Source organism: Citrobacter sp. RHBSTW-00859, from assembly GCF_013729795.1.
GTDB lineage: Bacteria > Pseudomonadota > Gammaproteobacteria > Enterobacterales > Enterobacteriaceae > Citrobacter > Citrobacter braakii.
In genome coordinates this window covers 1,053,186-1,067,065 of record NZ_CP056284.1, presented here as the reverse complement: position 1 = coordinate 1,067,065, position 13,880 = coordinate 1,053,186, and the positions used below count along the sequence as shown (strand labels likewise).

At 54.5% G+C, this 13,880-nt stretch carries 12 protein-coding genes and 1 CRISPR repeat array; of the genes, 1 reads left to right on the top strand and 11 read right to left on the bottom strand.

The genetic code is table 11. The features are described from left to right. Positions 1–95: 95 nt before the first annotated feature. Genes HV302_RS05295 through cysD form a run of 4 tightly spaced genes read right to left on the bottom strand, consistent with a single transcriptional unit; the run spans position 96 to position 3,417 of the window. Entirely contained in the window at positions 96–419 is a 324-nt protein-coding gene (locus HV302_RS05295; protein WP_016154211.1) for a DUF3561 family protein, read from the bottom strand. Positions 420–466: 47 nt separating this feature from the next. Then, complete coding sequence (gene cysC, locus HV302_RS05290; protein ID WP_046274806.1) at positions 467–1,072, bottom strand: adenylyl-sulfate kinase; 606 nt, start codon at positions 1,070–1,072, stop codon at positions 467–469. Next, entirely contained in the window at positions 1,072–2,499 is a 1,428-nt protein-coding gene (gene cysN, locus HV302_RS05285) for a sulfate adenylyltransferase subunit CysN (protein ID WP_049040376.1), read from the bottom strand. Before cysN ends, cysC begins: the two co-directional genes overlap by 1 nt. Before the next feature lie 9 nt (positions 2,500–2,508). Continuing rightward, positions 2,509–3,417 (bottom strand): sulfate adenylyltransferase subunit CysD, encoded by a 909-nt coding sequence (gene cysD / locus HV302_RS05280; RefSeq protein ID WP_003034152.1) that lies wholly within the window; start codon positions 3,415–3,417, stop codon positions 2,509–2,511. A gap of 254 nt (positions 3,418–3,671) precedes the next feature. Between cysD and HV302_RS05275 the strand changes: the two genes are divergently transcribed. Next, entirely contained in the window at positions 3,672–4,718 is a 1,047-nt protein-coding gene (locus HV302_RS05275) for an aminopeptidase (protein ID WP_181627010.1), read from the top strand. A 34-nt stretch (positions 4,719–4,752) separates the two neighbouring features. Next, positions 4,753–7,953: a CRISPR direct-repeat array (repeat unit 29 nt; unit sequence CGGTTTATCCCCGCTGGCGCGGGGAACAC). 93 nt (positions 7,954–8,046) lie between these two features. Here HV302_RS05275 and cas2e read toward each other — a convergent pair. From cas2e to casA, 7 genes are read right to left on the bottom strand one after another with little or no spacing between them, the layout of a single operon-like run. Beyond that, positions 8,047–8,331: a type I-E CRISPR-associated endoribonuclease Cas2e gene (gene cas2e / locus HV302_RS05270; protein WP_046274804.1), complete on the bottom strand. Its 285-nt coding sequence runs from the start codon at positions 8,329–8,331 to the stop codon at positions 8,047–8,049. A 3-nt stretch (positions 8,332–8,334) separates the two neighbouring features. Then, complete coding sequence (cas1e, locus tag HV302_RS05265) at positions 8,335–9,249, bottom strand: type I-E CRISPR-associated endonuclease Cas1e (protein ID WP_181547544.1); 915 nt, start codon at positions 9,247–9,249, stop codon at positions 8,335–8,337. Continuing rightward, positions 9,246–9,905 carry a type I-E CRISPR-associated protein Cas6/Cse3/CasE gene (gene cas6e, locus HV302_RS05260; RefSeq protein ID WP_049268523.1) on the bottom strand — a complete coding sequence of 220 codons (660 nt, stop codon included), beginning with the start codon at positions 9,903–9,905 and terminating at the stop codon, positions 9,246–9,248. The genes cas1e and cas6e overlap by 4 nt, the downstream gene beginning before the upstream one ends. After that, positions 9,905–10,624 (bottom strand): type I-E CRISPR-associated protein Cas5/CasD, encoded by a 720-nt coding sequence (gene cas5e, locus HV302_RS05255; RefSeq protein ID WP_181627009.1) that lies wholly within the window; start codon positions 10,622–10,624, stop codon positions 9,905–9,907. Before cas5e ends, cas6e begins: the two co-directional genes overlap by 1 nt. A 9-nt stretch (positions 10,625–10,633) precedes the next feature. Further along, positions 10,634–11,692 carry a type I-E CRISPR-associated protein Cas7/Cse4/CasC gene (gene cas7e / locus HV302_RS05250; protein ID WP_181627008.1) on the bottom strand — a complete coding sequence of 353 codons (1,059 nt, stop codon included), beginning with the start codon at positions 11,690–11,692 and terminating at the stop codon, positions 10,634–10,636. Between the two features lie 14 nt (positions 11,693–11,706). Beyond that, positions 11,707–12,312 carry a type I-E CRISPR-associated protein Cse2/CasB gene (gene casB, locus HV302_RS05245; protein WP_053090388.1) on the bottom strand — a complete coding sequence of 202 codons (606 nt, stop codon included), beginning with the start codon at positions 12,310–12,312 and terminating at the stop codon, positions 11,707–11,709. Further along, positions 12,305–13,867: a type I-E CRISPR-associated protein Cse1/CasA gene (gene casA / locus HV302_RS05240; RefSeq protein WP_181627007.1), complete on the bottom strand. Its 1,563-nt coding sequence runs from the start codon at positions 13,865–13,867 to the stop codon at positions 12,305–12,307. The genes casB and casA overlap by 8 nt, the downstream gene beginning before the upstream one ends. Between the last annotated feature and the right edge of the window lie 13 nt (positions 13,868–13,880).

Sequence of the window (13,880 nt, the reverse complement as noted above, 5' to 3'; positions counted from 1 at the left end):
CCCGTGTAAGGAGAACATAATCTCATTGTTGGTTACGGTTTGAATTATGACCAGAGAGTGAACAACATCAGCGATTGTTAAAAAAAGGCGTTTGCCTAACCCAACAACCACAGAAATAGCGCGCCAAACATCGCCCCAACCACCAGCAGGGTGCAGGTAATGCTCAACAGCAACAGCCCCTTCAATAGGGAGTGCAGCGCAATACCCGCGACAATCGCCACGGGCAGCAATGCGAGGAAAAAGGGCCAGGTATAAATGAAGAAAAAGAGTGTGTTAGGGCCATAAATCAGAAACGGAATCCCAAGCGCCAACAGCCACGCGATAAAACCGACCACGGCACCCGGTAGTGACCAGGTGGTTTCATCGTCGGCGGCGAAGGTATCTGACTCTGTAATAGTAATGTTATGGCTGTTACGCATATCTAATCCTGTGACCGTGACTGACCGGGCATACAAGCTCGGGTGTCTCAGGATCTGATAATATCTTCCTGCCTCAGCAGGTCTAATAATTGGGGTACCAAATTTGTTACCAATTGTTCACCATCAAGGTGAATCTCTGGCGATTCAGGCGCTTCGTATACCGAATCAATTCCGGTGAAATTGCGCAACTCACCCGCCCGCGCTTTTTTATACAGCCCTTTTGGATCGCGTAATTCGCACGTTGCCAGCGGCGTGTCGACAAAAACCTCAATAAAACGCCCTTCGCCAACGCGTTCACGGACCATTTTGCGTTCGGCGCGATGTGGAGAGATAAAGGCGGTCAACACCACAAGACCCGCATCCACCATCAGGTTAGCCACCTCGCCAACCCGACGAATATTCTCCTTACGATCGGCATCGCTAAACCCAAGATCGCTGCACAGGCCGTGGCGCACGTTATCGCCATCCAACAAATAGGTACTCACTCCCAGCTTGTGCAACGCCTCTTCCAGCGCCCCCGCTACCGTGGATTTACCGGAACCAGACAGCCCGGTAAACCACAGCACAACACCACGATGACCGTGGCGTTGTTCCCGCTGTTGCGGTGTAACAGGATGGGCATGCCAGACGACGTTTTCGTCATGCTGCGCCATTATTTTCCTCCCAGCAGATCGCGCGCGCCCCAGTGCGGGAAATGGCGACGCACTAACGCATTAAGCTCCAGCTCAAACGCGCTGAACTGAGAAGCCGCGGCGTGATCCTGGACGATTGGCTCACGTACCAGCCCCGCGCCAACGGTAACGTTGGTCAGGCGGTCAATGATAATCAGCCCGCCCGTAACCGGATTCTGCTGATAGGTATCCAGCACCAGCGGCTCATCAAAGGTCAGATTAACCAGACCGATGCCGTTTAGCGGCAACGCTTCAACATCACGTTGGGTCAGGTTATTAATATCAATCTGGTACTGCACGTTATCAACGCGTGCGCGGGTCTTCTTACCGGCGACTTTGATGTCGTAGCTCTGCCCAGGCGACAACGGTTGTTCCGCCATCCACACCACATCAACGGCAGCGCTTTGTACCGCAGGTAACGCTTCACCGGCATCAAGTAGCAGGTCGCCCCGGCTGATATCGATCTCATCTTTCAATACCAGGGTGATCGCTTCACCCGCATGCGCTTCCTGTAAATCGCCATCAAAGGTTACGATCCGCGCCACGCTCGACTCAACGCCGGATGGCAGCACTTTGACGCGTTGCCCTACCTTCACACTACCGGAGGCCAGCGTCCCGGCATAACCACGAAAATCCAGATTCGGTCGGTTCACATACTGCACCGGGAAGCGCATCGGCTGAGTATCAACTATGCGTTGGATCTCAACGGTTTCCAGCACTTCCAGTAGCGTCGGACCGCTGTACCACGACATGCTGGCGCTTTGTGAAGCCACGTTGTCGCCTTCCAGCGCAGAGAGCGGCACAAACCGGATATCCAGGTTGCCCGGCAACTGTTCAGCAAAAGTAAGATAGTCTTCGCGAATGCGGTTAAATGTCTCTTCGCTAAAGTTCACCAGATCCATTTTGTTGATCGCCACCACCAGGTGTTTGATCCCAAGTAGCGTGGAGATAAAGCTGTGACGACGGGTCTGATCCAGCACGCCTTTACGCGCATCGATCAGCAGGATCGCCAGGTCGCAGGTCGACGCACCGGTCGCCATGTTGCGAGTGTACTGCTCATGGCCGGGAGTATCCGCAATAATAAATTTACGCTTCTCGGTAGAGAAATAACGGTAAGCCACGTCGATGGTGATGCCCTGCTCGCGCTCGGCTTGCAAGCCGTCAACCAATAACGCCAAATCGAGCTTTTCGCCCTGAGTACCGTGACGTTTACTGTCGTTGTGCAGCGATGAAAGCTGGTCTTCATAAATCTGACGCGTGTCGTGCAGCAGGCGACCAATCAGGGTGCTTTTCCCGTCATCCACGCTACCGCAGGTTAAAAAACGCAGCAGGCTTTTGTGTTGCTGGGCGACCATCCAGGCTTCAACGCCGCCTTCATTAGCAATTTGTTGTGCAAGTGTCGTGTTCATGGCGGCTCCTTAGAAATACCCCTGACGTTTCTTCAGCTCCATGGAGCCCGCCTGGTCGCGGTCAATCACGCGGCCCTGACGTTCACTGGTGGTTGAGACCAGCATCTCTTCGATGATTTCCGGCAGCGTCTGCGCATTCGACTCCACCGCGCCTGTTAACGGCCAGCAGCCGAGCGTACGGAAACGCACCATGCGTTTTTTAATCACTTCACCCGGTTGCAGATCGATTCTGTCGTCATCAATCATCATCAGCATGCCGTCGCGTTCCAGCACCGGACGCTCCGCCGCCAGGTACAGCGGCACGATGTCGATATTTTCCAGCCAGATGTACTGCCAGATATCCTGTTCAGTCCAGTTGGAGAGCGGGAAAACGCGAATGCTTTCGCCTTTGTTAATCTGTCCGTTGTAGTTATGCCACAGTTCCGGACGCTGATTTTTAGGGTCCCAGCGATGAAAACGATCGCGGAAAGAATAAATGCGCTCCTTGGCACGCGATTTCTCTTCGTCACGACGAGCGCCACCGAACGCGGCGTCGAAACCGTATTTGTTCAACGCCTGCTTCAACCCTTCGGTTTTCATAATATCGGTATGCTTGGCGCTACCGTGAACAAACGGGTTGATGCCCATCGCCACCCCTTCCGGGTTTTTATGCACCAGCAGTTCACAACCGTAGGCTTTCGCCGTGCGGTCACGAAACTCGTACATCTCGCTGAATTTCCAGCCGGTATCAACGTGCAGCAGAGGGAACGGCAACGTGCCAGGATAAAACGCTTTACGCGCCAGATGCAGCATTACGCTGGAATCTTTGCCGATGGAATACATCATCACCGGATTCGAAAACTCGGCGGCCACCTCACGAATAATATGGATGCTTTCCGCTTCCAGTTGCCGCAGGTGGGTAAGTCGTTTTTGATCCATAACCGTTCCTATGTAATGCCGTTATTTTGCTAACGATGCTCAGATAACCTGACTATAGGGAGGGCAAGAGGGCGAATGAAATTACGAATTGGAATGAGTAGTTCCTCAAAGGAATAACGATCCGGAAAAGCAAATATCAAAAAGTGCTTAAGCTACCGAATTTAGGGCATTTAGGAGCAAATGAAATTGTTTTACCTCGATCACGGTTTCATACTAGCGGCTAAAAATTTCTGCTTGGTATTTAAGGACTCATTATGTTTTCCGCAACGCGCCCCCTTCTTGCAATCCTGGCGCTCGGCGCGTGCTTTATCCTTCCCGCACAGGCAACATCTTCCAAACCTGGAGATATCGCAAATACCCAGGCTCGATATATCGCAACGTTTTTCCCAGGCCGCGTAACGGGCTCTCCGGCAGAAATGTTGTCTGCTGATTATATTCGTCAGCAATTTCAGCAGATGGGCTACAGCAGTGATATTCGAACGTTTAATAGCCGTTATGTTTATACCGCCAAAAATAACCGTAAAAACTGGCATAACGTCACGGGAAGTACCGTTATTGCCGAACATGAGGGTAAAGCGCCACAGCAGATTATTATCATGGCGCACCTCGACACCTACGCCGCACAGAGCGACGCCGATTCCGATGCCAATCTGGGTGGATTGACCCTGCAAGGTATTGATGACAACGCCGCAGGACTTGGCGTGATGCTGGAACTGGCGGAAAAACTCAAAGACGTGCCGACGCAGTACGGCATTCGATTTATCGCCACCAGCGGCGAGGAAGAAGGCAAACTGGGCGCGGAGAACATCCTGAAGCGAATGAGCGCCGCCGAGAAGAAAAATACGCTGCTGGTTATCAACCTCGATAACCTGATCGTCGGCGATAAGCTCTATTTCAATAGCGGTAAGAAAACCCCGGAAGCGGTGCGAAAATTGACGCGTGACCGGGCGCTGGCCATCGCGCACAGCCGCGGTATCGTAGCCAGCACCAATCCGGGACTGAACAAAAACTATCCGAAAGGTACTGGATGTTGTAACGACGCAGAGGTCTTCGACGATGCGGGCATTGCCGTGCTCTCCGTTGAAGCAACCAACTGGAGTCTGGGCAAGAAAGATGGCTATCAACAGCGCGCCAAAAGCGCCTCGTTCCCGGCAGGCAACAGCTGGCACGATGTGCGACTGGATAACCAGCAGCATATCGATAAAGCCTTACCGGGCAGGATAGAGCACCGTAGCCGCGACGTGGTACGCATTATGCTCCCGCTGGTAAAAGAACTGGCAAAGGCGGGTAAATCCTCGTAACCCATCCAGCTCCATAATATTTCTGCTTTCAAAGTGGATTATCCCCGCTGGCGCGGGGAACACATTATTACGAGCAATTTTGGCCGCGTCCTCCGCGGTTTATCCCCGCTGGCGCGGGGAACACTTAAACGCCTCTTTCGTCTGGTTGTACTTTTCCGGTTTATCCCCGCTGGCGCGGGGAACACGGGTGCGGGAAAGTCCGGCGTCACGCAGGATTCGGTTTATCCCCGCTGGCGCGGGGAACACGGTTGTGTCAATCTCATGCTTAATACTATGAGCGGTTTATCCCCGCTGGCGCGGGGAACACCTCTAACGGTCGCAGTAGCCGTTTCTGAGCCGCGGTTTATCCCCGCTGGCGCGGGGAACACCCTGGAACTACCGGCGCTGGCGCACCGTCAGCCGGTTTATCCCCGCTGGCGCGGGGAACACATACAGGATCCATGTTGGCGTACATTGTAATGCGGTTTATCCCCGCTGGCGCGGGGAACACGTATGCATGCGCCGGTTCTCTGAGGTCCGGCGCGGTTTATCCCCGCTGGCGCGGGGAACACCCGACACCGGCGAGGCGTTCGACAGCGTGGTTCGGTTTATCCCCGCTGGCGCGGGGAACACAGAAACGATTATGAGGGGTTTTCTCGTTTGCCCGGTTTATCCCCGCTGGCGCGGGGAACACTTTCCATGTTTTTATTAATATCGAATAATTTACGGTTTATCCCCGCTGGCGCGGGGAACACTACATCCTGAATTATGAACATGATGTCCCAGCCGGTTTATCCCCGCTGGCGCGGGGAACACCCGATTCGCGCCCAGCAACTTCGACCCCGAAACGGTTTATCCCCGCTGGCGCGGGGAACACCCATCATGATCGAATGGATTCAATCCATTAATCGGTTTATCCCCGCTGGCGCGGGGAACACCATATCTACAATCCAGCACGATTCCCCCTCGCCGGTTTATCCCCGCTGGCGCGGGGAACACCTGCTATTACTGGCCTGCCCATCTCACTCCCCCGGTTTATCCCCGCTGGCGCGGGGAACACACGAGAATCTGGTAGTAGATGTTCTTCCATTGCGGTTTATCCCCGCTGGCGCGGGGAACACCTACGCCGGCAGAACTTAGCCCTTGTACCGGGCGGTTTATCCCCGCTGGCGCGGGGAACACCGCAGGGAATATAGCGGCCGGTGAAACTCTCTCGGTTTATCCCCGCTGGCGCGGGGAACACGTTTCAAACGTCATCGTCGCTATCGCCTCGGCCGGTTTATCCCCGCTGGCGCGGGGAACACTGTAACGCGAAAGAGCTGCCGCAGTGGCAGCTCGGTTTATCCCCGCTGGCGCGGGGAACACTCTCGCTGCACGTTTGAAGGCCAGAATTCAGCCGGTTTATCCCCGCTGGCGCGGGGAACACCCGGAACCGTAAACATCAACGGTCTGAAAATTCGGTTTATCCCCGCTGGCGCGGGGAACACGCGATCTTCAGAACCTGAAGGAATCAAGAAGACGGTTTATCCCCGCTGGCGCGGGGAACACACTAACATGCAGGGGATCAGGATGAACCAGTGCGGTTTATCCCCGCTGGCGCGGGGAACACTTCTAAAGTATGGGATTTAACAACATGTGAGACGGTTTATCCCCGCTGGCGCGGGGAACACAGGACCGCCAAGTTGCAGAACGCACGTTGAAACGGTTTATCCCCGCTGGCGCGGGGAACACCATGTTTAATGAAATCCTCTGCATGTTTTTTTCGGTTTATCCCCGCTGGCGCGGGGAACACGCAATCCTGATTTACATGAATTTGCTGTTGGGCGGTTTATCCCCGCTGGCGCGGGGAACACATCGAACCTCGGATTGGGTAACCGACGTACCCCGGTTTATCCCCGCTGGCGCGGGGAACACTCTGGAATCCTCCAGTCCCGGTTACTCCCTGACGGTTTATCCCCGCTGGCGCGGGGAACACTCTAAAATCCTAAATAGTTCAGGACGCTCAAGCGGTTTATCCCCGCTGGCGCGGGGAACACTCAGAGAACGCGATCAGGTTTAGGACGGGAAACGGTTTATCCCCGCTGGCGCGGGGAACACGTCATTCCCGCACCATTCGCGCGGGTCGTTTCCGGTTTATCCCCGCTGGCGCGGGGAACACTACTGCGTTGACGTGGCGATCACGTGATACAGCGGTTTATCCCCGCTGGCGCGGGGAACACCAAAACGTCCGCCATCAGCCGGGCGGCTCATGCGGTTTATCCCCGCTGGCGCGGGGAACACAGTTAAAGGCCATCATAACCGGGGTGGATAAGCGGTTTATCCCCGCTGGCGCGGGGAACACAGGAAACGACTGAAATCACCGCAATAAATAAACGGTTTATCCCCGCTGGCGCGGGGAACACCTCGCCAATTGTCGCAAGTTGTCCGGTTCGGACGGTTTATCCCCGCTGGCGCGGGGAACACCCGATCCTGCCCGCCCGACGCAGACGGGGCAGCGGTTTATCCCCGCTGGCGCGGGGAACACTCGGCAAGCAATGGGAGAGCAAGTTTAACGAGCGGTTTATCCCCGCTGGCGCGGGGAACACGACGTGAATAAGATGTTTGGTATGCGTCGCGGCGGTTTATCCCCGCTGGCGCGGGGAACACTGGGTGCGCGTACCGGGCTGAACATCAATAACCGGTTTATCCCCGCTGGCGCGGGGAACACTAGTTTCCGTTGCTGTATAGGGAATACCCAGCCGGTTTATCCCCGCTGGCGCGGGGAACACACTCCTGATCGCGTCAAGGTCGAACACTCCTGCGGTTTATCCCCGCTGGCGCGGGGAACACACCGTAGTGATATTTACTACAACTTCGCCAACCGGTTTATCCCCGCTGGCGCGGGGAACACAGCGCACACCGTTGCGCGATGCCGTGAATATGCGGTTTATCCCCGCTGGCGCGGGGAACACACGTCTGCGTATTTGTCTGAGGTGATGATGCGCGGTTTATCCCCGCTGGCGCGGGGAACACATAGTTACCGGCTTGGCTGGGCAATACATATCCGGTTTATCCCCGCTGGCGCGGGGAACACCTAAGAGACAAGCCGCCGAAGTTATATGCCGCCGGTTTATCCCCGCTGGCGCGGGGAACACTGTCTCGCCGGAGATAGCGCCAACTCACCCGGCGGTTTATCCCCGCTGGCGCGGGGAACACCCCAGCGTAAGCTGCAGGCCTACTTCCGCGTACGGTTTATCCCCGCTGGCGCGGGGAACACTCTAAAACTATATCACTGATCTAAAAGGGGTTATAGCCGTAGAAAAAATTCACCAAATTTTCCACATTATTAAAGAACTATAACCCATTGATTTTACGAAGGATGGAATGACACTAACCTTAATCCATCCAGTTCCACCGCCATGCGCCTGTTTTCACCCCATGTTTGAAAATCAAAACCAGACTCATTATTCACCGCCCAAGCCATAACAACATTCCCTTCGTCTGCCAGGGTAGTGACCTGATGCCAGATCATTTCTCGCACCTTACGTGAGGTATCGCCAACGTAAACACCTGCGCGAACTTCTAATAACCAGACAGCCAGACGACCGCGCAAACGAGCAGGAACATTTTCGGTGACAACAACAAGCATACTCATGCGCTACCCCCTGTGCCCTGCATCGCCCAATGAAACAGGCTCAGGGATCGCCGGAGGTTGGGCATCTGCAAAAGGTTTAGGGATTTCAATTTCCCCGGCAGCCAGTACTTCTTCAATCAATGGGATGATCCGCGCCAGCGTTTTCTGGCTGCGGAATATATCCCGACAGGCCAGACGAACCTCTTTATCTGGACTGACTGGCGCACGGGCGGCAATCTCGAAAGCAACCGGAACAACACCATCAAATTTGACGATATCAGCAATGTCATACACAAAAGAGAGCGGCTTACCGGAATGAACAAAACCAATAGCAGGTGCATAACCTGCGGCTAATACCGCCGCTTCGGTAATACCATAAAGGCAGGATGTGGCAGCACTAATACACTGATTAACCGTGTCGCCCTTTTTCCAGTCTTTAGGATCGTAACGTCGACCATGCCACTTCACACCGTAGCGCTCTGCCAGCAGAGCATAGCTCTGGCGTACCCGCGCACCTTCGATGCCGCGGAGTTGTTCAACGGAGCGACGGCTGGGAGCAGGCTCACCAAAACGCAATTCGAACATTTTACGCACCACTTTCAGCCGGAGTTCTTCATCCAGCGCCAGCTTTGCCTGATACAACAGTCTGTCTGAACGCGCGCCTCCCGGCTGTCCGCAGGCGTACAATCGTACACCTGCTTCACCAACCCATACCAGTAAGGTGCCCGTGGTTGCCGCCAGTCGCACCGCGGCATGAGAAACGCGCGTGCCTGGCTCCAGCATAATGCAGGCTATCGATCCCACCGGAATATGCGTTCGTATTCCCGTTTTGTCGATCAGCACGAACGCACCGTCGATCACATCAATTTGCCCGTATTGCAGAAAGATCATTGAGGTACGATCTTTCATTGGGATGGGGCTCAGCGGTAGCCAATTCATTGTTCCCCTCGCCGAATCAACATCAGACCGCAGCCCAGCGCTTTGCTTTTACCAAACCCATTCCTGAGAGCGTGAGAGAAACGCGTCACATCGTCTACCCGTAACAGTCCCGCAAAATCAACGCTGCCAAAACTGATAGGACGTTCCCCGGTTAGTCGACTGAAACGTTGTTGCTGGTAACTCACCACGTAATCCTGCTTATCAGGCAGCATGAAACCATGCTGTTCCCCCTGACGGCGTAGCCAGTTATTCGCCGCGATGATTTGCAGTGGCCAGTGTTGTTCAGCAGGTATCCCTTTCTGCTTTGCCTGGTATTTGGCATCCATCATCACGTCGCTACGCTTACCGGATCGGGTGATAACGGGATTCGCGCGTAGCGAAAAATACAGAAACATGCCTTTTGTCAGATGTGGCTGAAACGGTTTGCTCTCTACGGCAAAAATATTATGCCCATCCAGAGGTGGAACATCCGACTGCACATAAAAACGCTCGCCCCGTTCCGCAGACTCATGGCGAAACAGAAAACGGCGTTCATCCTGATGAGAAAAAAGCTGCCAGAGCCATTGATGACTGGCATAGGGGCTGGCGCTCTGCCACTTCTGCATCATTTCAGGCGTTAGCTTGCCGAGGTCCAGCGTTACGCGTGACAGAAACATTATTTTTCCTCCCTGAGCTGGCCTGCAAACTGAGTACGTGTAGTAAACTGCCAGCGTACTTTACTGAGTGGCTGATCGCTTCTCTGAACGGAAATAGCAGGCACAACGCCCTGCGGCTCGCCTTCCCAATAGCAAAGATCGGACGCGGTAGTGATTGCCGACAGTTCCGGGCAAATCAACGCCTGCTCTGCCTGGTAAAAAACCTGGGCCAACGTTCCTTCCAGTATCAGCGGCGCCAGCGGCAAGGCTGGAGGGCAAGATTTTCGCCCCAGATACAGAGGAAATACAGGCTCCTCCAGCGCAGCTGCCAGTTTTTCCAGAACTATCGGTGCCCCTTCAGTTTCCTGAACAGCAATATGGAACAGCGCATCGCACCTATATTCGCGGGTGGTGATCATCGTGTTGAGATCTTCCGGCGCCAGAACCAGCTCATCACGCCGGGTGAAATAAATGCGCTTTCTGTTCTCTTTTGGTACTTCGACAGTGTGATAGTCACGCAGCCATTGCTCGCGGGAAGAAAACGGTCGTATGGCAAAATGGTAGTGTCGGTTAAACTCATCCAGATGAGCAGCCTCACGCCGGATACCACAGGCGGCAGCAAGCAACCCCAATAATGCTGAACGACTGGGCACAGCGTTGCTGTGCCTCACCTCGCCCACGGCGGCTTCGCCCCAGGACATCAACGGTGCGTAAAGTTGAAAAACAAGATAGCGGGACATTGCAACTCCTTACTGGCTGACAAACTCCAGCAGTTCCTGGAGCGAACCTTCGCCCGATTCCACATTCATCTCGTAGTGGCGCTCCCCCTCACGTGACCCGTAAGCGCGTTCAAACTTCTGCCGCTGCTCTTTCAGGCGTTGAATGGCCTGTGTCTGCTGATCTTCTCCACGAACAGGATTAAAGAAAGCGACTGAAAGCGCACGAGGTTGCTGGCGTCCCATTTCCACCAGTGCGTAAGATGCGTAAGCACGCGAGGCAAAGCTGTTCTGATTTCCGGTTGGCGAGACGGTGAGCGCCGTTTCGGCCAGCGCCTTAAGGGTTCGCGCGACCAGGGCTTCATCCCCATTGAGGTTTTCCAGTAACAGGTCGCGACTGATGCAAATATAAGAATAGAATAACGCAGAGGCGAAGCCCTTCTCACCCATATGCGCCGACCCGGCGTCATCCTCTTTACGGTTCAGATCGTCCACTGCCGTAAAGAAATCCTCTTCAACCGTAACGGCGCTGACGCCAAGAGCATGAGCCACCTGGCAAGCGGCTTCAACGTTAAACGCCGGGCTGGACGCCAGCATGCGACCAAACAGCGCGATATCAACGCCGCTGGCAGTTTCACGTAACAGCTTCAGCTCGCTCTCTTCCGGTTCACGTTTATCCGCAATCAGCGTTTCAACCAGTTGGTTTATATGCCGGTATTCATCCGGACTGATATGCACCAGTTGTTCGATATTCAGGTTCTCTTCCGCCCTCGCATTTTTATCGGCTTTTAATTTGCCGAACTGGCTGGCTATTTTTCCAGCGGCGGAAAGCGCCATCTTTTCTGCAACTCCACCAGCCAGCAGATGTTTATAAATCTCACTGCCCAGACGGCGAGTACGGGTGCCAATATGTCCACTAAGCGCGCTTTCAAAAACTTCCGAGGTACGCCATGCGCGCTTGAGACTTTGTGAGGAGACCCGAAGGCGTTCTACTCCGCCCATAATGGCGGTTTTCGGACGTCCGGTATCATCACGGTTCAGGTTAGCGGGGGCGTAAGCCGTCAGAATATGCAATTGAATAAATGTCGTCATGAGTGAAATCCTTTTTATTTGTTCCTGGGAGATTTTTCGCCAGCCTGCAAATATTCACTGGCCCAGCGTACGGAGAGGCGCTTAAAAGGGTTACTTTCAGCCGCCAGATGTGCTTCTTTCGCCTGCCATTCACGCATCCATAAGAAAACCCCGTCAGCCAGCGACACAAGGTTAACGCCCTGGTCACCACGCAGTTTTACCGCACGAATCAGTTGACTGGAGAGTTCCGCCGGGGTTCTGACCGCCAACAGGCGATCGAAACGCTGACGTGAAAGGCAGGGGCCGCTTTTAATCTCTTCACCAAGCTGGCGGGCGAAAGAGCCGGTGGCGTTGTCGTGATGGGCATGGGCCGCAATGCCTGTAAAAATGGCTAATGCCAGTTTGTCGCTGGCCTGCTTTTCTACGTCCGTCAGCGCACGGTTCAGATGATGAAAAGCCTGGCTGGTGAGCGCCCCATACGGTAAAACCGCATGACGCAGCTCTGCTCGCCAGGCTCGACCATTGCCTGTAAAAGCAGCATCGACGCTATTGCGTTCCTGCAAACTCCGAAACCAACGGCGAATAATGCCGGGCGCACCGTCGATGATAATCAGCTCTTTTCCGGTGTTAGTTTCAAACATTCGCCTGCTCCTTATATTCCATAGCGAGCTCCTTCAGTGTTTTCAGGCTGTTGAGTTTATTGATATTCTTGATGAGGCTGAGCCGGGCAGACAAAATTCGTTGCAAATCAGCCGTATTATCGGGGTTAGTAAAAGCGCTCTGGTCGAATATTTGTAACAACCCGCGTTGCAGGCTCTCTCCCCACGCCCGCAGCGCGGCGCGCGCCTGAGGCTGAAGAGAAGAAGGATGTTGGCTTAACGTCTGCCATAGCTGACGAAATCCTGGCTCGGTCTGCTGCCAGAAGGCGATATCCACTATACTGAAATCCCCCTTCGCCTCTTTAGGACTCCCGAACCAGGCCTGTTTAAGCGCCTGAACGAGGAGAGGTCGAACGGAGATCGCCAGTTCGAGTGCAATTGAAAGCAGGTCTTTAAAGCTTTCCGCTTCATCGGCAGATAGCGCGATCAGAGGTAAACGATGCTCATACCAACAACGCGCCTTGGCGTTATCCATATCAAAACCGAAACACCATAATCCGGTAGCTCCCGGCTCTGGATTCCCGAGCACAACGCGTGCAGGGATCGTGCAATTCAATTTATCTTCCGTCGTCATCGCCAGCCCCAGCCAGTCTTTATAGACCAGACCACCGGGTTGTCCCTTGAGCGCCAGCATCGGTGACACCGCGTCTTTCAGCGCTTTTCGATACGGAGAAAGCGGGTGAATCCAGCCGTCATACTGCACGCCGTAGTTTTTGCTGCGGATCTGGCTGAGCAACACAGGATGATGCTCACCGCACAAATCACACTCGCCGCTTTGCGTATGGCTGAAATCAATCTCCAGCCGTCGCGGCATGCCCCAATAGGCCTGGAGCGGATGTGCATTTTCGGGCGTCACCCTATTTTTTGCTGTTTCACTACTGCGGGTTTCGGCCAGCCACGGGAAAATCAGAGGCAGTTGTTCATCCCGCCATTGCTGCTGCCCTGGCATAACATTCAGCCAAAGTTTGCGCCACAGCGGCTCATTTGGCTGAACTGGCATTAACAGTGTCGTCAGCGGTCCGCCGCCACGCATGCTGGTACGAAACCCGGCGCCGCCCGCTGGGGAGTTGGTCTGAACGGTATAAAGCGCCATCACCGCACAGTGCGGGCAAAAATGCCGATAAATGCGACGTTTTACGAAGTGATCTTTATTTAACTTAACGGCGTTGCCGCCGGGAGCATCAATAAGCAGCCCGGCGATTGCGCTGTTTTCAACATCCAGCCCGGAAAAATCCTGCAAAAAAGCGGGTTTCTGCGGGCCAAACTGCATGGCAACCGCCACGCGTTCCAGCGCTTTTTGCCAGCGGTCCGGATCGATACCATCTTCCCAGATATCCTCCCACTGTTCTTCATCCTCCGGCGCGAATACCGTTTGTAGCAGGCCAATCAATAACTGATATGCCGCCCCCTGAAAATCTGCGCGCGGCCACGCCAGTTCGATAATGTCATTATCAGCCAGCTCGCCTGGCGAAATTTTTCGCCGCTGCCCCTGCCTGTCGATAACCGGTAGCCAGGGCTCCGTGATAAGTGAAAACATGATTCCTCCTGAA

Excerpts from the sequence above, each read along its gene's own strand:
- cysC (WP_046274806.1), bottom strand. The coding sequence starts at position 1,072 with ATGGCGCAGCATGACGAAAACGTCGTCTGGCATGCCCATCCTGTTACA.
- cas1e (WP_181547544.1), bottom strand. The coding sequence starts at position 9,249 with ATGAATTGGCTACCGCTGAGCCCCATCCCAATGAAAGATCGTACCTCA.
- casA (WP_181627007.1), bottom strand. The coding sequence starts at position 13,867 with ATGTTTTCACTTATCACGGAGCCCTGGCTACCGGTTATCGACAGGCAG.
- casB (WP_053090388.1), bottom strand. The coding sequence starts at position 12,312 with ATGTTTGAAACTAACACCGGAAAAGAGCTGATTATCATCGACGGTGCG.
- cas5e (WP_181627009.1), bottom strand. The coding sequence starts at position 10,624 with ATGTCCCGCTATCTTGTTTTTCAACTTTACGCACCGTTGATGTCCTGG.
- cysD (WP_003034152.1), bottom strand. The coding sequence starts at position 3,417 with ATGGATCAAAAACGACTTACCCACCTGCGGCAACTGGAAGCGGAAAGC.
- cysN (WP_049040376.1), bottom strand. The coding sequence starts at position 2,499 with ATGAACACGACACTTGCACAACAAATTGCTAATGAAGGCGGCGTTGAA.
- cas7e (WP_181627008.1), bottom strand. The coding sequence starts at position 11,692 with ATGACGACATTTATTCAATTGCATATTCTGACGGCTTACGCCCCCGCT.
- HV302_RS05295 (WP_016154211.1), bottom strand. The coding sequence starts at position 419 with ATGCGTAACAGCCATAACATTACTATTACAGAGTCAGATACCTTCGCC.
- cas2e (WP_046274804.1), bottom strand. The coding sequence starts at position 8,331 with ATGAGTATGCTTGTTGTTGTCACCGAAAATGTTCCTGCTCGTTTGCGC.
- HV302_RS05275 (WP_181627010.1), top strand. The coding sequence starts at position 3,672 with ATGTTTTCCGCAACGCGCCCCCTTCTTGCAATCCTGGCGCTCGGCGCG.
- cas6e (WP_049268523.1), bottom strand. The coding sequence starts at position 9,905 with ATGTTTCTGTCACGCGTAACGCTGGACCTCGGCAAGCTAACGCCTGAA.